General features: G+C 70.8%; 15 protein-coding genes. All 15 read left to right on the top strand.

All coding sequences use genetic code 11. The features are described 5' to 3' along the window. Positions 1-33 precede the first annotated feature (33 nt). The 15 genes from ACFY9N_RS13815 to ACFY9N_RS13745 all read left to right on the top strand — a co-directional run bounded on the left by ACFY9N_RS13815 (position 34) and on the right by ACFY9N_RS13745 (position 23,143). A complete protein-coding gene (locus ACFY9N_RS13815) occupies positions 34-1,623 on the top strand; it encodes an ABC transporter substrate-binding protein (protein WP_391479317.1) in 1,590 nt (529 codons plus the stop codon). 1 nt (position 1,624) lies between these two features. After that, the gene (locus ACFY9N_RS13810) at positions 1,625-2,668 is read left to right on the top strand and encodes an ABC transporter permease (protein WP_391479315.1); all 1,044 of its coding nucleotides are present in this window, start codon (positions 1,625-1,627) and stop codon (positions 2,666-2,668) included. Positions 2,669-2,671: 3 nt separating this feature from the next. Next, positions 2,672-4,492, top strand: a complete 1,821-nt coding sequence (locus tag ACFY9N_RS13805) for a dipeptide/oligopeptide/nickel ABC transporter permease/ATP-binding protein (protein WP_391479314.1) — start codon at positions 2,672-2,674, stop codon at positions 4,490-4,492. Beyond that, complete coding sequence (locus ACFY9N_RS13800; protein ID WP_391479312.1) at positions 4,489-5,256, top strand: ABC transporter ATP-binding protein; 768 nt, start codon at positions 4,489-4,491, stop codon at positions 5,254-5,256. The genes ACFY9N_RS13805 and ACFY9N_RS13800 overlap by 4 nt, the downstream gene beginning before the upstream one ends. Beyond that, positions 5,256-6,452: a M20 family metallopeptidase gene (locus ACFY9N_RS13795; protein WP_391479311.1), complete on the top strand. Its 1,197-nt coding sequence runs from the start codon at positions 5,256-5,258 to the stop codon at positions 6,450-6,452. The genes ACFY9N_RS13800 and ACFY9N_RS13795 overlap by 1 nt, the downstream gene beginning before the upstream one ends. Positions 6,453-6,729: 277 nt before the next feature. Further along, complete coding sequence (locus ACFY9N_RS13790) at positions 6,730-7,311, top strand: hypothetical protein (protein WP_391479310.1); 582 nt, start codon at positions 6,730-6,732, stop codon at positions 7,309-7,311. 216 nt (positions 7,312-7,527) lie between these two features. Beyond that, positions 7,528-8,871 (top strand): MFS transporter, encoded by a 1,344-nt coding sequence (locus tag ACFY9N_RS13785; protein ID WP_391479308.1) that lies wholly within the window; start codon positions 7,528-7,530, stop codon positions 8,869-8,871. Beyond that, the gene (locus ACFY9N_RS13780; RefSeq protein WP_391479306.1) at positions 8,868-10,133 is read left to right on the top strand and encodes a CaiB/BaiF CoA transferase family protein; all 1,266 of its coding nucleotides are present in this window, start codon (positions 8,868-8,870) and stop codon (positions 10,131-10,133) included. The genes ACFY9N_RS13785 and ACFY9N_RS13780 overlap by 4 nt, the downstream gene beginning before the upstream one ends. Beyond that, on the top strand, positions 10,133-10,909 hold the full coding sequence (locus ACFY9N_RS13775) for an enoyl-CoA hydratase/isomerase family protein (protein WP_391479305.1): 777 nt from the start codon (positions 10,133-10,135) through the stop codon (positions 10,907-10,909). Before ACFY9N_RS13780 ends, ACFY9N_RS13775 begins: the two co-directional genes overlap by 1 nt. Before the next feature lie 221 nt (positions 10,910-11,130). Then, a complete protein-coding gene (locus ACFY9N_RS13770; protein ID WP_391479303.1) occupies positions 11,131-13,053 on the top strand; it encodes a helix-turn-helix domain-containing protein in 1,923 nt (640 codons plus the stop codon). A 245-nt stretch (positions 13,054-13,298) separates the two neighbouring features. After that, on the top strand, positions 13,299-14,927 hold the full coding sequence (locus tag ACFY9N_RS13765) for an ABC transporter substrate-binding protein (RefSeq protein WP_391479302.1): 1,629 nt from the start codon (positions 13,299-13,301) through the stop codon (positions 14,925-14,927). 125 nt (positions 14,928-15,052) lie between these two features. After that, entirely contained in the window at positions 15,053-16,156 is a 1,104-nt protein-coding gene (locus ACFY9N_RS13760; protein WP_391479301.1) for an ABC transporter permease, read from the top strand. Beyond that, the gene (locus ACFY9N_RS13755) at positions 16,153-17,025 is read left to right on the top strand and encodes an ABC transporter permease (RefSeq protein WP_391479299.1); all 873 of its coding nucleotides are present in this window, start codon (positions 16,153-16,155) and stop codon (positions 17,023-17,025) included. Before ACFY9N_RS13760 ends, ACFY9N_RS13755 begins: the two co-directional genes overlap by 4 nt. Then, a complete protein-coding gene (locus ACFY9N_RS13750; RefSeq protein WP_391479297.1) occupies positions 17,022-18,713 on the top strand; it encodes a dipeptide ABC transporter ATP-binding protein in 1,692 nt (563 codons plus the stop codon). The genes ACFY9N_RS13755 and ACFY9N_RS13750 overlap by 4 nt, the downstream gene beginning before the upstream one ends. A gap of 233 nt (positions 18,714-18,946) precedes the next feature. Then, the gene (locus ACFY9N_RS13745) at positions 18,947-23,143 is read left to right on the top strand and encodes a discoidin domain-containing protein (protein WP_391479296.1); all 4,197 of its coding nucleotides are present in this window, start codon (positions 18,947-18,949) and stop codon (positions 23,141-23,143) included. Positions 23,144-23,259 lie beyond the last annotated feature (116 nt).

The following is a 23,259-nucleotide window of genomic DNA, read 5'->3' as shown; positions in this document are numbered from 1 at the left end:
GCACCGCTCCACCCCCCGAATCAGGAGAACGCTATGAAACGCAGTACCGCAGTACCCGTGGCCGCCGCTCTCTCCGTCCTCGCACTGACACTGGCGTCGTGTGCGGGCTCGAACGACGCCGATGCCCCGGCCGAGGGCGACTTCGTCTCGGGCGGCACGTTCGTCACTGCCGTCGGCGACGACCCGGGCGACCTCAACCCGCTCGTCGCGGTGTCGCCCGACACCTTCGCCGTCGTCAGCCTCGCCTACGAGACGCTCATCGCCGTCACCGACGAGGGCGAACTCGTGCCGTGGCTCGCCGAGAGCTGGGAGGAGACGGGCACCGAGGTCGTCTTCACCCTGAAGGACGGCATCACCTGCGCCGACGGCTCGGAGTTCACCGGGCAGACCGTCGCCGACAACCTCAACTACAACGCCGACCCCGCGAACGCGACGTTCTCGTACGGCTCGGTCATCGACGAGAAGGTCTCGGCCACCGCCGACGGCAACACCGTCACCGTGACCAGCACCGAGAACAACCCGTTCCTCGCGGTCAACACCGGCACGATCATGCTCGTCTGCGACGCCGGCCTCGCCGACCCGACCACGCTGTCGGACGCCACCGACGGCACCGGGCTGTACGCGCTGACCGACATCAAGCCGGGGGACACCTACACGTTCACCAAGCGCGACGACTACACGTGGGGCCCCGACGACGTCACGAGCGACACCGTCGGCCTCCCCGACGCGATCGAGTCGCGGGTCATCAGCGACGAGAGCACCGCGGCGAACCTGCTGGTCTCGGGCGAGATCAACGCCGCGACCATCTCGGGCGCCGACCGGGCCCGTCTCGACGGGGCGGGACTCACCCACACCGGTGTACGCAACCCCGTCGGCATGATCCTTTTCAACGAGAAGGAGGGGCGTCCGTTCTCCGACCCGCTCGTGCGCGAGGCGCTGTCGATCGCGATCGACCGCGATGAGGTCGGCACCGTCATCGCCGACGGTGAGGGGCTCCCGTCGGAGTCGCTCGTCACCAAGAACCCGCTGCTCTGCGTGGCCGGCGGCCCGAAGTGGGAGCTTCCCGAGACCGACACCGAGCGTGCCGGTGAGTTGCTCGACGAGGCCGGCTGGACGCTCGGCTCCGACGGCAAGCGCTCCAAGGACGGCGAGCCGCTAGTCATCAAGTTCATCTACAATGCCCCGACCTCGACGCACGCCCCCTCGGCGGAGCTCGTGAAGGAGACGTGGGATGCTCTGGGAGTGACCACCGAACTGTTCGCGAACGACGCCGCCGCATGGTCGGAGCAGCTCTACTCGACGTTCGACTGGGACACCGGCTGGGTGCAGATCGCGCCGGGCGGACCCGTCGTGCTCTCGACCTTCTTCGACGGAGCGACCCCCGACCAGGGCGGCCTGAACTTCATGTTCGTCGACAACCCGGAGTACTCGGCGCTGGCGGCTGAAGCATCGAGCGCCGAGCCCGACGCCGCGTGCGACATCTGGCAGGACGCAGAGGCCGAGCTGATCAACCGCTTCGACGTGTTCCCGGTGGTCGACAACATCCTGCCGACCTACCAGTCGGGTGCGGTGTTCGAGCAGCCGAACTTCATCCAGCCCACCTCGATCCGGATGCTCGGCTGACATGACGATCACTCCTCCTCCCGCGACCGCCGAGGTGGTCGACACGTCCACGGCCGCCCTGGCGGCGCGGGTGGAGGAGCGCCGTCTGCGTCGCGGCCTCTCGCCGCGCACCGCGTTCCTGCTCCGCCGTCTCGGGCGGCTCGTGATCTCGCTCGCCGTGGTCATCGTCGCCTCGTTCCTGCTCATGTACCTCGTGCCCGGTGATCCGGTTCGCGCGGCACTGGGTAACAGCGCCACCCCGCAGCTCGTCGAGGCGACCCGCGCCCAGCTCGGCCTCGACCGGCCGATGTGGGAGCAGTTCTTCCGCTTCATCGGCGGGCTGTTCACGGGCGACCTCGGCACCTCGGTGCGGCTCCAGCGGCCGGTGGCGGATGTCATCGCCCAGCGCTTCCCGACGACACTGCTGCTCGCCGTGCTCGCCTTCGTCATCGCCGTGGTCGGGGCGCTCCCGGCCGGTATCGGTGCCGCGGTGCTCGCCCGCTCGGGCCGCCGCCGCGGCCTGTCGATGTCGCTCTCGGCCGTGCTCGGCATCCTGATCGCCGTCCCCAGCTTCCTCGTGGCGGTCGGTCTCATCTCGCTCTTCGCGGTGCAGCTCGGCTGGCTGCCCGCGGCGGGGTGGGGCAAGCCGGCGGATGCCGTGCTGCCGGTCATCGCACTGGCGATCGGCCCCATGGCCTACCTCGTGCGCATCGTGCAGGTCGAGATGCTGGCGGTGCTCGACACCACCTACATGACCACCGCCCGGGCCAAGCGCCTGCCGCGACGGCTCGTGTACCTGCGGCACTCGCTGCCGAACATCGTCACGGCGTCGCTCACCGTCGGCGGGCTCATCCTCGCCGGACTCACCGCCGCGACCGTGCTCATCGAGACGGTGTTCGCGATCCCCGGCCTCGGCACGATCATGGTGTCGTCGGTCGGCGCCAAGGACTACCCGATGGTGCAGGGTGTCGTCATCGTCTACGCCCTCATCGTGCTGGGCGTGAACCTCGTCGTCGACGTCATCCTCGCCACCATCGATCCCCGCTCGTCGATCACGGAGGGCTGAGACATGTCCGTGCGCAAGAAGCTCCTCACCGGCACCGCGATCTCGGCGATCGTCGGCAGTGCTCTGCTCGTCTTCCTGGCCGTCGCCGGTCCCACGATCTGGGGTCCCGCGGCCGACACGACCGACGTCTCCTCGCGCCTGCTCGGCGCGAGCGCGGCGCACCCGCTCGGCACCGACGAGCTCGGCCGTGACATCCTCGCCCGCGTGCTGTCGGCCACCCGGCTCACGCTGCTGCTCACGCTCGGGGCCACGGCGATCTCGCTCGTCGGCGGCATCGTGTTCGGCCTCGTCGCCAGCATCCTGCCGAAGTATCCGCGACGCTGGTTCACCGGTCTGCTCGACATCCTGCTCGCCTTCCCCTGGCTGCTGATGGTGCTGTTCTTCACCGTCATCTGGGGCGCGACGGCGACCGGCGCGATGCTCGCGATCGGCTTCGCCGGCATCCCCTCGTTCGCCCGTCTCGTGTACAACCTCGCGTCATCCGTGTCGGGTCGCGACTACGTGCGGGCCGCCCGCGTCGTGGGCGTCGGACCGGTCGGCATCCTGGTCAGGCACGTGCTGCCGAACATCGCGAACCCGTTCTTCGTGAACGCCGCCGCGACCGCCAGCGTCACGCTGCTGTCGTTCGCCGGCCTGTCCTTCCTCGGTCTGGGCGTGCAGGCGCCCGCGTACGACTGGGGGCGGATGCTGCAGGAGGGCATCCTGCGCATATACGTCAACCCGCTCGCCGCGGTCGGTCCCGGCATCGCGATCGTGCTCGCCGGGCTCGTCTTCACCCTGCTCAGCGAGGCCGTCGCCGGAACGCGCGGCGCCGGCTTCCGCGCCGTCGCCGCCCGGGCGGCCGGGGGAGTGACGATCACCTCGCGCCGTCGCTCGGCCGAGCCGTCGGTCACGAAGGCGCCCGAAGGCGAGATCGTGGCCGAGATCACCGACCTGCACATCGCCTTCCCGACCGCCGACGGCGGAACGGTCGAGCGGGTGCGCGGCGTCGACCTGCGGGTCGCCCGCGGCGAGGTCGTCGGCATCGTCGGCGAATCTGGGTCGGGCAAGTCGCTCACGGCGATGGCGCTCGCCGGCCTCCTCGGCGACGACGCGATCATCACGACCTCGGGTCATCGATTCGACGATCTCGACATGACGCGGCAGCTCACGGCATCCGATCGTTCCCGCCTGGGCGTCGAACTCGGCATGATCTTCCAGGACCCGCTCACCTCGCTCAACCCCGCGCTCACGATCGGACGCCAGCTCACCGAGGTGCCCGAGGTGCACATGGGCATGAAGCCCGCCCAGGCGCGGGCGCGGGCGGCCGACGCGCTGACCGCCGTCGGGATCCCGGATGCCGCGAACCGGCTGAAGCAGTATCCGCACGAGTTCTCCGGCGGCATGCGCCAGCGCGCCATGATCGGCATGGCGCTCACCGGCAAGCCGCGGCTGATCATCGCCGACGAACCCACCACGGCGCTCGACGTGACCGTGCAGCGCCAGGTGATGGGCGTGCTGCACCGGGCGCAGGAGGAGACCGGGGCAGCGATCGTGTTCATCTCGCACGACATCGCGCTCGTCTCGGCGTTCTGCGACCAGGTGATCGTGATGAAGGACGGACGTGTCGTGGAGGCCCTGCCGGCCGAGCGCATCCGGCAGGATGCGCAGCATCCGTACACCAAGGCGCTCATCGCCTGCCTGCCCGACATGACCAGCGACCGCACGCAGCCGCTGCCGGTGATCCCGCCCGAGCTGCTGCCCGAGGCGCTCGACGACGCCGCGCCGGCGGAGGAGCCGCACGGCGTCCCGGCGGATGCTCACGAGAAGGAGGTGCCGGTATGAACGCGCTCGAGATCACGGACCTGAGTGTCCGCTACGGCCGCACCCGCGTGGTGGAGAAGGTGAGTCTGTCGGTGCCGAAGGGGCGAACCGTCGGACTCGTCGGCGAATCGGGGTCGGGCAAGAGCACGATCGCCGCCGCCGCCGTCGGGCTCGTGCGCCCGGAGTCGGGCTCGATCCGCGTCGACGGCGTCGAGACGGCGACCGGTGGGGCGGCCGCCCGCCGCGCGCGTCGCCGCATGCAGCTCGTCTTCCAGGACCCGTTTTCGGCGCTCGACCCGCTCATGCCGATCGGCGACTCGATCGCCGAAGCACTGCGCGCCACCGGTCGGCGCTGGACCCGCGCCGAGCGCATCGCTCGCGTGCGCGAACTGCTCGCCCAGGTGCACCTCGACCCCGACCGTGCGGGCGAACGCCCCGGAGCCTTCTCGGGTGGACAGCGCCAGCGAATCACGATCGCGCGCGCCCTCGCCGGCGAGCCCTCGGTGCTCATCGCCGACGAAGTCACCAGTGCGCTCGACGTCTCGGTTCAGGGCGCGATCCTCAACCTGCTGCGCGAGGTGCAGCAGGAACTTGGGCTGTCGATGCTGTTCATCTCGCACAACCTCGCGGTCGTGCGGTACATCAGCGACGAAGTCTGCGTCATGCGGCATGGCAAGCTGGTCGAGGCCGGGCCGACCGAGGCACTGCTCGCGAACCCCGCCGACCCCTACACGGAGGACCTGCTCGACGCGGTCCCCGTTCTCGGAGAGAGGATGCAGTTCTGATGGGTTCTGGTTTCGACGGCGGGTTCGGTTCCGAGGCGGAGGAGCTGCGCGCGCACCTCACCGCGGTGCGGCGAGAGCTGCACGGGGCGGTCGAGATCGGACTCGACCTGCCGAACACGCAGGCGATCCTGCTGCGCGAACTCGACGGACTCGGCCTCGAGATCTCCGTCGGCGAGTCGCTCTCGTCGATCACCGCCGTGCTGCGCGGCGGACGCCCCGGACCCGTCGTGCTGCTGCGCGGCGATATGGACGGGCTGCCCATCACCGAGGCATCCGGTCTGCCGTTCGCGTCGACCTCGGGGGCGATGCATGCCTGCGGTCACGACCTGCACATGGCCGGCGTGCTCGGCGCCGTGCGACTGCTGGCGGCCCGTCGCGACGAACTGCCCGGCACCGTCGTGTTCATGTTCCAGCCCGGTGAGGAGGGGCAGGCCGGCGGTCGCATCATGATCGAGGAGGGCGTGCTCGACGCCGCCGGTGACCGTCCGGTCGCGGCCTACGCGATCCACGTCGACAGCGCCACCCCGCGCGGCCAGCTCGTGACCCGCGAGGGCGCGATGATGGCCAGCGCCAGCGCGCTGCGCATGACCCTGCACGGCACGGGCGGGCACGCCGCGTTCCCGCAGCTCGGCATCGACCCGGTGCCGGTCGCCGCGCAGCTCATCCTCGCGGTGCAGACCTTCGCCGCCCGCCGCCTGCCGGCCACCGACCAGGCCGTGATCTCGATCACGCGGCTCAGCAGCGACTCCGAGGCGAGCAACGTGCTCGCCGCGACCGTCTCGCTCGAGGCCAACATCCGCACCCTGTCGATGCAGACGCTCGACACGGTGCGCGAGCAGCTGCCGGTTCTGCTGGCGGGCATCGCCGAGGCCAACGGATGCCGGTTGGAGTCCGAGTTCATCGCCTCGTACCCCGTGACCTACAACGACCCCGCCGAGACGCGGGAGGTGTTCGCGGTGCTCGACGAGCTCGTCGGCGAAGAGCGGGTGACCCGGCTCGCGGCGCCGTCGATGGCATCCGAGGACTTCTCCTACGTGCTGCAGGAAGTGCCCGGCGCACTGGTCTTCGTCGGCGCCGCCCCCGACTCGGGCCCGATGCCGCTGCACTCCGAGCACGCGATCTTCGACGACGAGGTGTTGCCACTGCAGGCATCCGTCCTCGCCGAGCTCGCCTGGCGCCGGTTGTCGCGCGGCTGACGCTCACTGGGTCCCTGAGCCTGTCGAAGGGCCCTGCACCTTCCCGCTGGGTCCCTGAGCCTGTCGAAGGGCCCTGCACCTTCCCACTGGGTCCCTGAGCCTGTCGAAGGGCCCCGCCCCGGGATGCTGTTTCTCGTGGGCGACGCTTCGACAGGATCAGCGACCCAGTTCCGTGGCTCAGCGACCCAGTCTCTTCACTGGGTCCCTGAGCTTGTCGAAGGGCCCTGCCTACGGCGCGGCGCCCGACAGGAAACGACTGCGCGCTCGTCTTGTGAAGGTGACCTTCCGCGTGCGCACCCGGCCGTACGCGCCCCGCTCAGCAGGGGCTATCGCGCTCGCGGCCGTGATGCTCGGGGGATGCACCGGACCTGCGCCCGTTGAGGAGGAGTTCGCACTCGGGGCGTGCGACCTCCTCGAAACCGCGACCGTCGAGGCCATCGTCGGTGCCAGGGTGGACAGCGAGGAGCATTCGGTCGACCACGGGGCGCCGGCGGACAACTGGATCGTCTGCTCGTACAGCCCGGCGGACGGCGGTGCGCGGCGCGGGCTCTACCTCCGTGTCGATCACAGCGGACGCGATGATGCGGCCTTCTATGACGATGTCTCTCCGGCATGCGAAGACGGCATCCTCTTGGATGTGGAGGGCGCGATCGGCTACATCTGCGCGGACCCGCGAGCGGATGGGTCACGCGGACCGCACGTCGTCGCTCTCTGGGGTGATGATCTGAGTTATCTCGCGAGCATCCAGGTCGTCGCGTTCGAGAACGCTCCGACGGTGGCCGAGATGGCGGAGCCGCTCCGTGCCGCGGTGCGAGACCTGATCGCCAGTGTCGACGAGTCCGACTTCACCGACGGCTGACTCCTCCCCTCGTACGTGGGGACGCTTCGACAGGCTCAGCGACCCAGTTTCGTGGCTCAGCGACCCAGTTCCGTGACCCCGCCCCACGGAACCCTGGCGCGAAGCGCCATACTGAGACGGCAGGTATGTCCCTTGGGCACATAGGCCCGCGCTTCCCGCCCTGACAGGCTGGGTCGCAGCCGGCGTCAGCGGAGATGCCGGTGGAAGGGAACCCCCATGACCTCGGCATCCACTGCCACGCGCGAAGCGCCCACCCCCCAGAGCTCGCAGATCCGCACGATCGTCGCCTCGAGCGTCGTCGGCACGACCGTCGAGTGGTTCGACTTCTTCGCCTATTCGACTGCGGCGGCACTGATCCTCAACAGCCTGTTCTTCCCGGATTACGACCCGCTCGTCGGCACGATCCTGGCTTTCGGCGGCATCGCGGTGGGCTACTTCGGACGCCCGCTCGGATCGATCGTGTTCGGGCACTTCGGCGATCGCATCGGACGCAAGCGGATGCTCGTCATCTCGCTCGTGCTCATGGGTCTCGCCACCTTCGTCATCGGTCTCCTGCCGACGTACGCCGCGATCGGGGTCGCCGCTCCGATCCTGCTGATGGTGTTGCGTTTCGTGCAGGGCTTCGCCCTCGGCGGCGAGTGGGGCGGTGCGGTCCTACTCGTCGTCGAGCATGCCGAGCCGCGCAAGCGCGCGTTCCTCGGCAGCTTCCCGCAGGTGGGTCTCGCTCTCGGCCTCACCCTGTCGACTCTCGTGTTCCTGCCGCTCGTCGCCCTTCCGGGTGACGCGTTCCAGACCTGGGGCTGGCGTGTGCCGTTCCTCATCAGCGCGGTGCTGGTGCTGGTGGGCCTGTTCATCCGCCTGAAGATCAGCGAGACCCCCGAGTTCGAGAAGATGCGCGACGCGGGCAAGGCCGCCCGGGTGCCGCTGTGGGAGACCCTCAAGACCCACCCCGGTCAGGTGATCTTCGCGGCCCTCAGCTTCGCCGTGATCGGCGCGGTGTTCTACATGCTCTTCACGTTCAGCCTCACCTACGGCACCCAGTTCGTCGGGCATACGCAGCCCGAGATGCTCACGATCGCCACGATCTGCTCGGTGCTGGCGCTGGGCGGTCTGCCGCTGGCCGGCCGGCTCGCCGACCGCTTCGGCGTTGCGAAGGTCTTCGCGACCGGCACGATCATCTCGATCGTGCTCGCCTTCCCCGCGTTCTGGCTGATCGACACCGGCAGCCTCGTCGCCGCCTACGTCGCCTACATCGCGACGACGATCGGATTCTGCGCGACGTACGGCACTCTCGGCGTGCTCTACGCGCAGGCGTTCGACGTGCGCATCCGCTACACGGGCATGTCGCTCGCGCTCGGCATCGGGACGATCGCGGGGTCGGCGTTCGTGCCGATCATCTACCTCGAGCTGCTCGACGTCTTCGGCGGCTCATGGGCGATCGCGCTCTACATGGTCGTCGCCGGCCTCGTCACGCTCGTCTCCGTCTCGCTGCTCCACCGCCTCACCCGTCGCGCCGCCCAGCGCGCCGCCGCACCCACCCCGGAAGGATCCCCTCGATGATCGATGACGCCACCCGCGCTCTGCTCGCCGGCCTCGGAGGGGTGGATGCCTCTCCCGGATCACTCGCGGGGGTGGTGGTCGTCGACATCACGCGTGTCGTCGCCGGTCCCTACTGCTCGATGATCCTGGCCGACCTGGGCGCGACCGTCATCAAGGTCGAGAACCCCGGCGACCCCGACTACACGCGCACCTTCCCGCCGATGCTGCCGCGCGAGGATGCCGAGCCCCTCAGCGGATTCTTCGCGCAGTACAACCGCAACAAGCTGGGCGTGACCCTCAACCTCAAGAGCCCGGGCGTCACCGAGGTGCTCGACCGGCTCGTGGAGCGCGCCGACGTGCTGGTCGAGAACTTCCGCCCCGGCACGATGGACCGCCTCGGCCACGGCTACGAGCGCCTGCGCCAGGTCAACCCGAAGCTCGTCTACGCGGCGCTCAGCGGCTACGGCCAGTCGGGTCCCTACCGGCTGCGCCCCGCCTACGACAACAGCGCCCAGGCCACCGGCGGACTGTGGTCGATGAACGGCGAAGCCGGCGGCCCGCCCACCCGCGTCGGCACGATCATCGGCGACCTCGCGGCGAGCCTCTACGGAGTGATCGGGGTGCTCGCGGCGCTCCGCCACGCCGAGCAGACCGGCGAGGGCCAGCTCGTCGACATCTCGCAGCAGGACTCCGTTCTCACCCTCACCGAGAACGCGGTCGTGTCGTACACGGTCGACGGGGTCGTGCCGAAGCCCCTCGGCAACCAGCATCCGTTCGTGCGTCCCTACGAGCTGTTCCCCTGCGCCGACGGCTTCGTGTTCTTCGGCGGCTACACCGACAAGTTCTGGCGGATCTCGTGCGAGACGTTCGGCAGCCCGGCTGACTGGGACGACAATCCCGACCTGCACACGATGGCGACGCGCTTCGACGCCGAGGTGTACCAGGAGCGGGTCAAGCCCATGGTGGTGCGCTGGTTCGCCGACCGCACCAAGGCCGAGCTCGAGGCGCTCGCCGGCGACCTCGTGCCGCTGAGCGCGGTGAAGGACATCGGCGAGGTGGTCGAGGACCCGCAGATCGCCGCGCGCGGCATGATCGTCGAGAACGAGTACCCGGGCCACGGGTCGCTGCGCACCTTCGGGTCGCCGGTGAAGCTCGACCGCACGCCCGCTCAGACCGCGGGCCTCGCGCCCGACATGGGCGAGCACACCGACCGGGTGCTGGGGGAGTTCCTCGGGTACTCCGCCGACCAGGTCGCGGCGCTGCGCACGGGTGGGACGATCTGATGGGCATCCGTCTCGACCGCACGGGCGGCATCGGCGTCATCACGATCGACCGCCCCGAGAAGCTCAACGCGCTGACCCTCGCGATGTACGACGAGCTCGGCGCCGCGTTCGCCGAGGTGCAGGGCGACCCGGGCATCGGCGTCGCCGTGCTCACGGGCGCGGGGGAGCGCGCGTTCTGCGTCGGCGCCGACCTGGGCGAGTCGATCCCGGCGCTCACCGAGGAACGCTTCGACATCAGCGAATGGGATGCTGCGCACCAGAAGCACTCCACGCTCGAGAAGCCCGTGGTCGCCGCGATCAACGGACTCTGCCTCGGCGGCGGGTTCGAGATCATGCTGTCGACCGACATCCGCCTCGCGTCGGCCGACGCGCAGTTCGCGCTGCCCGAGACCGGCGTCGGGGTCGTGCCCGCGGGCGGCACGCTCGTGCGGCTGATCCGGCAGATCCCCTACGCGTTCGCCATGGACCTCATGCTGCGCGGTGACCGCATCGACGCCGAGACGGCGCTGCGGTACGGGCTCGTGAACCGGGTCGTTCCGGCATCCGCTCTGCACGACGAGGCGATCGCGGTCGCCGAGCAACTGCTCACGAAGAGCGCCACGGCTCTCGCGACCGTGAAGCGCGCGGTGCGGGCGCTCGCCGACCTCCCCGAGTCCGAGGCGTTCCGTCTCGAGGCGGTGCTGGGACAGCAGGCGTTCGCGAGCGACGACGCCCGCGAGGGGCTCGCGGCCTTCGCCGAGCGCCGCCCCCCGCAGTTCCCGTCCCGCGGAGCCTGACTGGCTCCCTGAGCCGGTCGAAGGGTCCCGCTCGCCGCCGAGTAACTGGGTCCCTGAGCCTGTCGAAGGGTCCCGCCCCGTGCCGCCCGAACCCGCCCAGCCGTCGAAACCCACCACCCCCGTCGAGACCCACCACCTCCGACGTCGGAGGTGGTGGGTCTCGACGCCGCCGATGGGTTTCGACGACTCGGGCATGGGAAGGTGGGGGTGAGAGGAGCCTCATGGTCGAGAACGCCGCTTCCGCGCTGGTGCGCGAGGTCGTCGCAGCGGCGCGCGCCGAGCCGGGGGAGCGGATGCCGGCGCTCACCCAGTTGCTCCTCGAGGCGGATGCCGCGGCATCCGATGTCGAGGAGGTCCTCGCCGCGGTGCAGGAGTCGCAGCAGCAGACGGCACGCCTGCGCCGACGCACCGTCGAACTCGAAGCCCTGTTCTCCACCGCCCGCGAACTGGTGCGGCTGCAGGACGTGACCGACGTGCTGCGCCGCCTCGTCGAGCGCGCGCACGAACTCATGGGCACCGACGTCACCTATCTCTCGGAGGTCCACAACGCCCAGGGCGATCTGCGCGTGCGGTACTCGGCGGGCACGGTCACACCCGAGTTCCGCGACCTCACGGTGCCCGCGGGGTTCGGCCTCGCGAGCCTGGTCGCCGACTCCCGAGAGCCGGTCTGGGTGCGGCAGTACACGCGCATGGCGGATGCTCCGCACGATCCGTCCATCGACGACGCGGTCGCGCGCGAGGGGCTCGTGTCGTTCCTCGGGGTGCCGCTGGCCGTCGGCGACGAGGTGCTCGGAGCACTCTTCGCCTGCAACCGCTTCCCCCACGACTTCACCCCCGACCAGGTGCTGCTGCTCTCGGCGTTCGCCGATCACGCCGCGGCCGTGCTGCACAGCGCGCGCGTGCTGGCCGAGAGCGCCGCGGCCCGGGCGCGCGCCGAGGAGGCGTACGCCGAGCTCGAGCGGCTCCTCTCCGCGACCCGGATCGTCGACGGCATCCACGAGGAACTGACGGCGGCGGTCGTCTCGGGGGCGACGCTGATCGATCTCGTCGCGACCGTGTCGGATCGACTGGGCCGCCGGGTGCGTGCCGTCGATGAGGCCGGTCGACCCCTCGACGCGGGAGCGGATGCCCGGGCGGGCCTGCCGCGCCGGCGCCCGCTGACCGATGCGATCCGGGAGAGCAGGGCGAGTGGTCACGCCGTCGCGGTCGTCGACGGAGAGCAGCACTGGTTGGTCGTCGCGATCCTCGGCGCCGACCGGGTGCTCGGGGCGATGGTCGCCGACGATCCCGCACCGCGTGGCGACGATGTCGGGCGGCACGACGACGTCGCCCGGCCCACGCTCGAGCGGGCGGCCCAGGTCGCCGCGCTCGTCTCCTTCAAACGCGATGCCGTGTCGGCGATCCGCGCCGAACGGCGGGCGCGGCTGCTCACGGCCCTGCTCGACGGCGGGGCCGAGGCATCCGCTCTGGCCGCCGAGGGCGCGGTGCCGCCGTCGTCGGTCGCGGTGATCGATGTGCGCGGGCGCGAGGGTGCGCTGACGCTGGCGGCGGATGCGGTCGGCGACGACGGCCTCGTCGCGATGCGCGAGGGTGCTGTCGTGGTCGGCTGGGCGGTGGCTGGCGCGGGGGTGGCGGATGCTGCGGCGGCGACCGAGCGTGTGCGCGGGTTGCTCGCCGAACGTCTCGACGCTGCAGAGGTCGCGGCCGTCCTCGGCGGGCCGGTGGCGGATGCTCCGGCGCTGCGCTCCTCGGTCGATCGCGCGCTGCGCGACCTGCGGTTCCTCGGGCCGCTGGGGATCGGCGGGGTCACAGTGCGATCCGACGCCTTCGCCCCGTACCACGTGCTCACCTCGGGCGAACCGGAGGCTGCCGCGCGCTTCGTCGATGGGGTGCTCGGGCCGGTGCGCGACTGGGACGAGCGGCGCGGCACCGCCCTGGTCGAGACGCTCGTCGCGTACTTCGACGCGGGGGAGAGCCGGCAGGGCGCGGCCGCGGCGCTGCGCGTGCACACGAACACGGTGCAGCAGCGGCTCGACCGCATCTGGACGCTGCTCGACGGCGACGCATCGGATGCCGAGTTCCGCTTCCGCCTCCAGGCCGCGGTGCGCCTGGAGCGCCTGCGGCGGGAGCTGCTCGGGCACTGAGGTGGTGTCACTCCCTGCTTTCGAATCGCTCACTTTGCCATTCCAGCGCGGGAAAACGGCAAGGTGAGCGATTCGAAAGCCGGAGGGCGCCCACCTGACGAAGCGCCGACCCTATCGGAACGGATGCCGCGGCACACCCGTGTGACGCAATCTGACGCACGGTGTCGCCGCGTGTAGCCCGGCGCGACCGGCATCCGCTGGCGTGGATAGCGTCGGAAGCCCGTGTCGACCCGAGAGGACCCATCGTGGCATCCGGAATCCCCCGTCGCCTCGGCGCTGCCGTCGCAGCAGCCGTGGTCACCGCTCTGACCCTGACCGCCTGCGCGTCCGCCGCCCCCGAGTCCTCGGGTGGCGACGGCGAACCCGTCATCGGCGGCGACCTCGTCGTGGCGGCGCGCTCCGAACCGCCGCAGCTCAACCCTCTCGTCGACCAGATGGGCGGCGCGCACGTGCTGACCCCGGTCGTCGACTCCCTCGTGTGGGACAACGGCGACGGCACCTACGGCTCGTGGCTCGCGACCGACTGGGAGGTGTCCGACGACGCCCGCGTGTACACGTTCACGCTGCGCGACGACGTGACGTTCCACGACGGCACGCCCTTCGACGCCGAGGCCGTGAAGGTCAACTTCGACTACGTCGCCGATCCGGCCAACAAGTCCACGGGTTCGGTCGCGAAGCTCGGCCCGACCGCCGAGGTGCTCGACGAGTACACGGTGCGCATCACGCTCGAGCAGCCGGAGTCGAGCTTTCTCACGCTGATCGCCGCCCCGTATTTCGGCATCGTGTCGCCGACCCAGCTGCTCGACGACCCCGACTCGCTCGCGTCGACCGTGGTCGGCACCGGACCGTTCGTCTTCGACGAGTGGGTCAAGGGCCAGAGCATCAGCTACGTGCGCAACGACGACTACGACTGGGGCCCCGAGGGCACCCACGAGGGCACCGCGTACCTCGACAAGATCACGTACCGTTTCCTTCCGGAGGACCAGACGCGCTACAACGCTCTGCTCACGGGTGAGGCCGACATCGTCGATTACATCGCTCCCGAGTACGCCGAAGAGGTCAAGGCCGACGACCGCTACGAGTCCGACGAGTTCCTGCTGCCGGGTGTCGGCTTCACGCTGCACCTGAACACGCGCACCACGCCGTTCGACGACGTGAACGTGCGCCGCGCGCTGCTCACCGGCATCGACCGCGAGGCGATCGTGAAGAGCGCCACCTTCGGCGCGTACCCGGTGCAGGAGTACCTGGCCACCACGACGCCCGACTACAAGACCGACCTCGAGAACGTCATCGAATTCGACGCGGATGCCGCGGGCGCCCTGCTCGACGAGGCCGGCTGGACCGGGACGGATGCCGAGGGCTACCGCACCAAGGACGGCGAGCGTCTGAGCACCACCGTCCCCTACGCCGATGAGGATCAGCTCGCGCAGCGCACGCTGGAGCAGGTGCAGATCGATGCGAAGGCGCTCGGCTTCGAGCTCGTGCTGCAGCCGGTTCCGGCGGCGGACTTCTCGCAGCGTCTCTACTCCGGCGAGTACGGCATCATGCCGTCGTTCCAGTCGGAGGCGACCGGCATGCAGCTGTGGCGCCTGTACGGCGGCGACAACGTGTCGGACGGGTCGTCGATCGGCTCGAACGCGTCGTTCTTGGCGGATGCCGAGCTCGACGGCATCCTGGCCCAGGCGCGCGCCAGCGCCGACCCGGCCGCCCGCGCCGACTTCTACGGTCAGGCGCAGGAGCTGCTGCCCTCGCTCGCCCCGTCGATCCCGCTGTACTCGCGGGCTCGCGTGGTGGCGTGGCAGCCGAACGTGCACGGCGTCGCGTGGGACTACGCGTGGCCGCAGCCGTACCTGTTCGACGCCTGGAAGAACTGAGTCGCACGGGGTGACCGCCCGGGGATGCTTCGACAGGTTCAGCAACCCGGGCGGTCGCTCTCGTCGCTACTGGGTCCCTGAGCCTGTCGAAGGGCCCCGCCACAAGCCCCCGGAGGAGGAACGACATGAGCACGGTCTGGCGAGTACTGCGCCGTCTCGGCGTGAGCCTGATCACGCTGTGGGGTGCCGCGACGCTCACGTTCTTCGCGCTCCGGCTGGTGCCGGTCGACCCGGCGTTCGCGATCCTCGGTGCCGGTCAGCAGCAGGTCGACATCAGCCCCGAGGTCCTCGCCGTCGTGCGGCAGGAGTACCACCTCGACGAGCCGCTGATCGTGCAGTACTTCCTCTACCTCGGCCGCCTGCTGCGCGGGGACCTCGGCATGTCGTACGTGCAGGAGCAGCCGGTCGCTCCACTGCTCGCCGCGCAGGCAGGGCCGACGATCGCGCTGGCGCTCGCCGCGATCGTGCTCGCCGTCGTGATCTCGCTCGCGGGCGGCATCCTCACCGCCGGTCGCCGGCTGCCGAGCTGGATCTCCTCGGGCGTCGAACTGGTGCTCGCCTCGACTCCGGTTTTCTGGCTCGGTTTCGTGCTGATGCTGGTCTTCGCGGTGTGGCTTCGAGCCCTCCCCATCCTCGACAGCGGCGATCTGCGCTCGCTGATCCTGCCCGCTCTCACCCTCGCCCTGCCGACCGCGGCTCTGCTGCTGCAGGTGCTGCGGCAGTCGCTCGACGACGCGCTCGAGCAGCCGTTCATCCTCTCCGCTCGCGCTCGCGGGCTCGGATCGCTCGCCGTCACCGTCCGCCACGCGCTCCGGCATGCCGCGGTGCCCTACCTGACCATGCTCGGATTCTCGTTCGGGGCGCTCCTTGGCGGAGCCGCGATCACCGAGACCCTGTTCAGCCGTCCCGGACTCGGACGCCTGCTCGTCGACTCGGTCGCCGCGCAAGACATCCCTGTCGTGATCGGCGTGGTGCTCGTCGCGACCGCCGTCTTCATTCTCGTCAACACCCTCGTCGATCTCTCCTACGGCCTGGTCGACCCGCGGGTGCGCGACGCCGACCGCGCGACGGGCGGCCCGATCGTGCCGGCGGCCGACGGCAGCGCCGCGGACGCGGAGGATGGGGCCACGGCATCCGATCGCACGGATGCCGGAGGCGGCGTTTCCGCGGATGCCGACCGAACGGATGCCGACCGGACGGACATCGACCGGACGGAGGTCACCGCATGAGCGGGGGAGTCGTCGCCGAAGCCGTCACCGCGCGGCAGCACGTGCGCTGGCGCGGCTGGGTGCGCCTGGCCGCGGACCTCGGCACGCTGCTGTGCGCGCTCGTGCTCGTGCTGTTCGTGCTCGCGGCCCTCTGGCCGCAACTGCTCACCGGGCAGGACCCGCTCGCGGCCGACCGCGCGTTGATCCTCGCGCCGCCCGGCCCGGGGCATCCGCTCGGTACCGACGAGATCGGACGCGACGTGTACGCCCGCATCGTCTTCGGCGCCCGCAGCTCGCTCGTGCTCGGCTTCGGGGCGGTGCTCATCTCGCTCGTGATCGGCACGATCTTCGGCCTGATCGCGGGGCTGTCGAACCGGGCGATCTCGACCGTGACCCTGCGCCTGACCGACATCGGGGCGGCTTTCCCCGAGCTCGTGCTCGCGATCCTGATCCTGGCGCTGTTCGGCGGAGGGCTCGCCACCGCCACCATCGCGATCGGCATCGCCGGCATCCCGTACTACGTGCGCGTGGTGCGCGGCGAGACGCTGCGCGTGCGCTCGTCGACGTACATCGAGGCGTCGCGCGGAATGGGTCTCGGCCGTGCCCGCGTGCTCGGCCGGCACCTGCTTCCGAACGCCGTGCGCCCGGTCGTCGTGATCGCCACGATCGGTCTCGGCGGGGCGACGCTCGCCGGTGCCGCCCTGTCGTTCCTCGGTCTCGGCAGCCCGCCGCCCACTCCCGAATGGGGCTCGATGCTCTCGAACGCGCGCAACTTCCTGACGCTGGGGTGGTGGGCCGCGGTGTTCCCGGGGCTCGCGATCACGCTGTTCGTCATCTCGACGACCGTGCTCGGTCGGCGTCTGCAGGCACGTCTGGAGGGTCGCGGATGAGCGCGCTGATCCGGGTCGAGGGGCTCTCCGTGTCGTTCGGAGGTCGCACGGCCGTCGAGGGCGTCGGATTCGAGATCGCGCCCGGCGAGTGCGTGGCGCTCGTCGGGGAGTCGGGTTCGGGCAAGTCGGTGAGCGCGCGCAGCCTGCTGGGTCTCGTCGGTACGGGATCGCGGGTGGATGCCGCGGTGCTCGAGATCGACGGCGCCGACGCGCGTCGGTTCACCGAACGCCGCTGGCGTCGCGTGCGCGGGCGCCGGATCGGGTACATCCTGCAGGACGCCCTGTCATCGCTCGACCCGCTGCGCACGGTCGGCGCGGAGGTGCGCGAGGCGATCGCCGCGACCGGCGGCCCGCGCGGACGCGCCGGTCGTGAGCGTGCACTCGAGCTGCTGCGCCGCACGCACGTGCCCGACCCGGATGCTCGGATCGACGAGCGTCCCGGGCAACTGTCGGGCGGGCAGCGCCAGCGCGCCCTCATCGCCGCAGCGCTCGCCGGAGACCCCGCCGTGCTCATCGCCGACGAGCCGACCACCGCGCTCGACGTGTCGGTGCAGAAGCAGATCCTCGCCCTGTTCAGCGAGCTCAAGGCGCAGGGCATCGCGCTGCTCCTCATCAGCCACGACCTCGCCGTGGTGTCGCAGCTCGCCGATCGTGTGCTCGTGCTGCAGGCCGGCGCCGTGGTCGAGAAGGGCGAGACCGCCGCCGTGCTGTCGAACCCTCGGCATCCGTACACCCTCTCCCTGATCGACGCCGCCCCCCGCTTCGACGACGGCTCTCTGACCGAACCCGAACCCCTGTCCGAGACTGGGTCCCTGACCGAAACTGGGTCCCTGAGCCTGTCGAAGGGCCCCACCCCGCACGACACTGGGTCCCTGACCGAAACTGGGTCCCTGAGCCTGTCGAAGGGCCCGACATCGCACGACTCCATCAGCCCGGAAGCATCCGACGTCGTCCTCGCCGCCGAGCACGTGAGCAAGACCTTCCGCCTGCCGAGCGGCGCGACCCGCACCGCGCTCCGCGACGTCTCGATCGCCGTGCACCGGGGTCGTTCCCTCGGCGTCGTGGGCGAGTCGGGGTCGGGCAAGACGACGGTCGCCCGCATCCTGGCCGGGTTCGAGACCGCGGACGCCGGCACGGTCAGCCGCACGAGCGACGACCCGCGCGACGTGCAGTTCGTCTACCAGGATCCGGGTTCGTCGTTCGACCCGCGCTGGACCGCCGGACGCCTTCTCGACGAGGCCGTCGGGCTGCGGCATCCGTCCCTGTCGCGCGCCGAGCGCGGTGCGCGCGTGCGGGACTGGCTCGAGCGCGTCGGATTGCCGGCGGACTTCGCCGACCGCCGTCCCTCGTCGCTGTCGGGCGGTCAGCGCCAGCGTCTCGGGATCGCCCGGGCGCTCGCCGTGGAGCCGGCGGTGGTCGTGCTCGACGAGCCGGTGTCGGCGCTCGATGTGGCGGTGCAGAAGCAGATCCTCGAGTTGATCGCGCGGCTGCAGGCTGAGACCGGTGTCGGATACCTCTTCATCTCGCACGATCTGGGCGTGATCCAGAAGGTGTGCGACGAGGTCGTGGTGCTGCAGGGCGGCGAGATCCGCGAGCAGGGACCCACGTCGCAGGTGCTGAGCGCCCCCGAGCATCCGTACACCCGCTCGCTGATAGACGCCGTTCCCTCGCTACCGGCGGTCAACTGACCTCTCCCCGGGATTCGAATCGCTCACCTTGCAGAAATCCCGCCCTGAGAACTGCAAGGTGAGCGATTCGAAAGCCGGGTGGGGCGGTGAAATCGGATGCTTGACGCCCACGCCGCGCCCGCGTTACTGTTGCTGCACCCGTTCTGACAGCGTTGTCATTCCGAACCATCTCCGATGACTCCTGTCGATCCGCACGCGGCGCCCGAAGGCCGCTGATCCCAGGAGACACCCCCATGGCCCGCTCCGGTCCCACCCGCCGCGAAACAGCAGACCGCGCGACCACCCCCGACCCGACGAACTCTCGCCGCCGCGGCCTCCTCCGTCGCGCGACGACCTTCGCCCTGGCCGCCGCGCTCGCGGCGCCGCTCGCCGCCCTCGCCCCGGCAGCGCAAGCATCCGCCGCCCCGGTCGTGAAGACCGCGGCCTTCGGTGCCCCCGACGACATCGCCGCCGACTACTACGCGGCCCTCCTGCGCCACACCCGCTGGACGAACACCGTCTGGGATCCGGCGATCGGCGCCTACCAGTTCAAGGACTTCAACTTCGCGGTCGTGCTCGGCAACGCCGTGATCCTCACCCACGGCGAGTACGACGCCGAGGTCACCGGCATCCCGAAGAACCAGTTGCAGCAGCGCACGGTCGACACGATCCGCTACTACGCCGCGAAGAACCGCTTCGTCGATCCGAACGGTACGTGGGGCAAGAAGCTCTTCTGGGACTCGACGTTCCAGTCGTACTTCCTCGATGCCGGCCGAGTGCTGTGGGACCAGCTCGACGCCACGACGCAGAAGAACCTCGAGACCATCGCGATCGGTCAGTCGGCGTACACCTCCGATCTGAACTACGGCAACGACCCGCTCTCGGGTTCGTGGACCGCCGACTGGCCCACGGGCAAGCACGAGGGCGACACCGCGCAGGAGGAGGCCGGCGTCTACACGCAGGCCCTCGCGCCGGGCCTCGCCTGGGCGCCCGGCCATGCGGATGCCGCGCGCTGGGATGAGCAGCTCGGCGACTGGGCGCGCAACGCCGCCGGCCAGCCGACCGCCGACCTCAACAACCCGGCGATCGTCGCCGGCAAGCCCGTGTCGACCAACACGATGCAGACCATCTACGACACCTACCTCGTCGAGAACCACGGATCGTTCGGCCCGCACTACCAGTCCGACATCTGGCGCTCGGGTGGACGCAACGCGATCCAGTTCGTGCTGAACGGCCAGCCGATCCCCGAGTACCTGAAGCACCAGCCGAACTCGGCGGAGCTCTGGGAGTCGATCAAGATGGTGATGTCGAACCAGGGCGAGCCGTTCATGCCCATGGTCAACGACCGCGAGTACCTGTACGGGCGCGACGTGATCCCGATGGCCTTCCTCGGCCAGGTGCTGCGCGACCCCGACGCCGTGCGCGCCGAGGCGAACATGGCCGCATCGCTCGAGGCCTACCAGGCGTACGCACCGGTCGACCGGCTGGCGAAGTTCTCGGGAGAGCCGAAGTACGAGCCCGAGGCGCGCGCCGAGATCGCGATCTCGTACCTGCTGCACGTCGCCGCCGCCGAGTCCGACGAGGGGCCGGTCGCACCGACCCCGCAGGACGAGTTCTTCGCGAAGCTCGCCGGTGTGCGCGACTTCGGCGCGGGCCCGGGGCTCTCGGTGCAGCAGACGGCGGATGCCTGGGCCGCGGCATCCAGCAAGAAGGGGTTCCTGAAGTTCCCGTGGGTGCCCGGCCACGACTCGTGGATGTTCGCGCTCTCGGGCGCAACCCCGTACCTCTACCCGAACTCGGCCGCGACGGTCGACGACCGCCGCACCAGCACCTACACCGGTGCCCGCGACGGCTTCGAGGGCACGGCATCCGTCTTCCGGGTCGGCGAAGGCTACGCCGGGCAGGTCACGCTGCCGACCGGTGCGGCGCTCTACGCGTCGACGGGCGCGGGCTGGCAGGACGGCTCGGTGTCGGTGCGCAACCTCGACATGGGCGGGTACAACGGCCTCGACGGATCGAGGACGTACTTCACGGCCGAGGGCTCGGTGACCGACACGATCCCCGTCGTGACGCCGCCGAACCCGGCCGATGCGAACGCCGCCCGCATCGACGATCTGTCGTTCGACCCGGTGTCGGCGCGCTACGTGCGCATGCAGGGCCAGCAGGGCAACGCGCAGTTCGGCTACTCGCTGTACTCGTTCCACGCCTACGGTGCGGATGCCGAGGCCACGACCGACCTCGCCGCCGGCCGGCCCGCGACCGCGTCGAGCGAAGACCCGGCGCGCCTCGCGTCGACCGTCACAGACGCGAACCCGACGACCCGCTGGGCGGTGTCGCGGGCCGATCGCACGCGTGCCGACTCGTGGATCCAGGTCGACCTCGGCAGCGAGCGCACCGTGTCTTCGGTGCGTCTGGCGTGGGAAGCCAGCGCCGGAGAGCGCTACCTCGTGCAGACGTCGGTCGACGGCGAGCACTGGACGACGCAGACCGCGTACACCGGCGGGGTCGACGCCAACGTCGATCGCCTCGACACGGTCGACCTGACGCCGGCGGGTGCGAGCGCCCCGGCCCCGGTCGAGACGCGGTTCGTGCGCATGCAGGGCGTGCAGGGCGACCCGGCCTACGGATACTCGCTGTACACGATGCGTGCGCTCACCCCCGCGGGTGTCGACGCGGCGGCGGGCAAGCCGGCGACGGCATCCAGCGCTGACACGGGCCGCGCCCCGTCGAGCGTGACCGACAACGACGCCGCCTCGCGCTGGGCCGTGTCGAAGACGGATCGCACGCGTGCCGACTCGTGGATCCAGGTCGACCTCGGTGCCCCGACCGCGATCGCCCAGGTGCAGCTCGGGTGGGAGGTCTCGGCCGGCCGCGAGTACCGCATCCAGACCTCCGCCGACGGCGTGACGTGGACGGATGCCGCGAGCTTCCGCTACACCGGCGACCAGGTGACGTCGACCGAGGGATCGTGGATCAACGTCGAGGATCAGGCCGGGTTCGTCGTGCGCGGCGGCCAGGCCCCCATCACGGTGTCGGCTGAGAAGCCCGGCATCAACGCACTCCGGCTCGGCGGCGGCGATCGCCCGCTGCTCGTCGAGATGGTGCCGGGCGACGCTGCGGCGACGGCGGCTCAGGACGCCGCGCCGCAGCCGTCGGCCGAGGGGCTGCTCGTCAGCTCGCTCGACGGCTACCTCACCGCGTTCAACCTCACGGGTTCCGACGTCACGACCGACGTCACGATCCCCTACGCCGGGGAGACGGTGGCGCTGTTCGCCGGCGACCAGACATTCGGGGCGGATGCCTCGACCCTGACCGTCACGGTTCCGGCCGGAGACGCGGTCGTGCTCGCTCCGCGGGCGACGGTGGCCACCGAGGTCGCGAAGGCCGCGGGCGTCGGCGTCTCGGTCGTCGACGGACGCACGATCCGGATCGCGGATGCCGCGGCCGACGTGCGCGTGGAGGCAGCCGCCGCGGTGCCCACGATCGACGTCACGAACGCCGAGACGGGGGAGACGCGGGCGCTGCCCGTCGGCGAGCCGGCCGTGGCCGCCGCCGCGAGCTTCCCCGGCGCGACCCCGTTCCCGGTGCCCGATCGGGCGCTCGACACCCTGACGTTCCCGGCATCCGTCCTGCCCGACGGCATGACCCCGCCCCGGAACGCGGTCGACGGCGATCCGGCCACCGCGTGGACCCCGGGCGCGGACGGGCGGATGGTGACCGACCTCGGCGCCGCGCAGCCGATCGGCACCGTGACGACGCTGTGGGCGGGCGAGGGCGCGCCTGCCGCCACGGTCTCGGTGAGCGATGACGGCCGCACGTTCCGCGACGTCGGATCGATCGAGGCCGGAACCACGCACGGTGCGGTGGCCGTCGATGCGACGGCTCGGTACGTCGCGCTCAGCACGGGATGGAGCGAGGGCGACCCGTCTTTGACAGCGCTGCGCGTGCTCGTTCCCGGAGCGGTCGATGATGCTGCTCCCGGTGCGATCGAGGGCGAGATCCCCGCGCTGGTCGCCGGCACGGCGATCACGGGTGTGCTGCAGGCATCCGGTGTTCCGGCGCCGACGTATGCGGTCGTGGCCGGGGCGCTGCCCGACGGCCTGACCCTCGATGCCGCGACGGGCGAGCTGGTCGGCACGCCGACGACGGTCGGTGCCTACGCCTTCACGGTCTCCGCCGACAACGGGATCGGCGAGCCGTCGACCCGCGCCTTCGCGGGTGAGGTGACCGCGGTGCCGGTCGACCCGGGTGAGCCGGGCGAGCCCGGGACCCCGGGTGGCGGGTCGGGTGGGGGTGCCGACGGCGGCACGGGCGGCTCGGGTTCCGACGGCGATCTCGCCGCCACGGGCCTCGTGCTCGGCTGGTCGCTCACCGCGGCGCTCCTGCTCCTGGCCGCGGGCGGACTCCTGGTGATCCGCCGCCGCCGGCTCGCCCTGTCGTCCGAGGACTGACTCTCCGGTACCCGAGGGGTCGAGACACGCCGCATTCGCGCTCGCGCGCGCGGCGTGTCTCGACCCCTCCGTGCGTTCCGGACGCCCGGGATTGAACATCGGATGTTTATGTTGGC

It is taken from the genome of Microbacterium sp. NPDC008134 (assembly GCF_042957055.1).
In the GTDB taxonomy this organism is placed as follows: domain Bacteria; phylum Actinomycetota; class Actinomycetes; order Actinomycetales; family Microbacteriaceae; genus Microbacterium.
The sequence above is the reverse complement of the archived record's forward strand: the minus strand, read 5'-3'. Positions and strand labels throughout refer to the sequence as shown.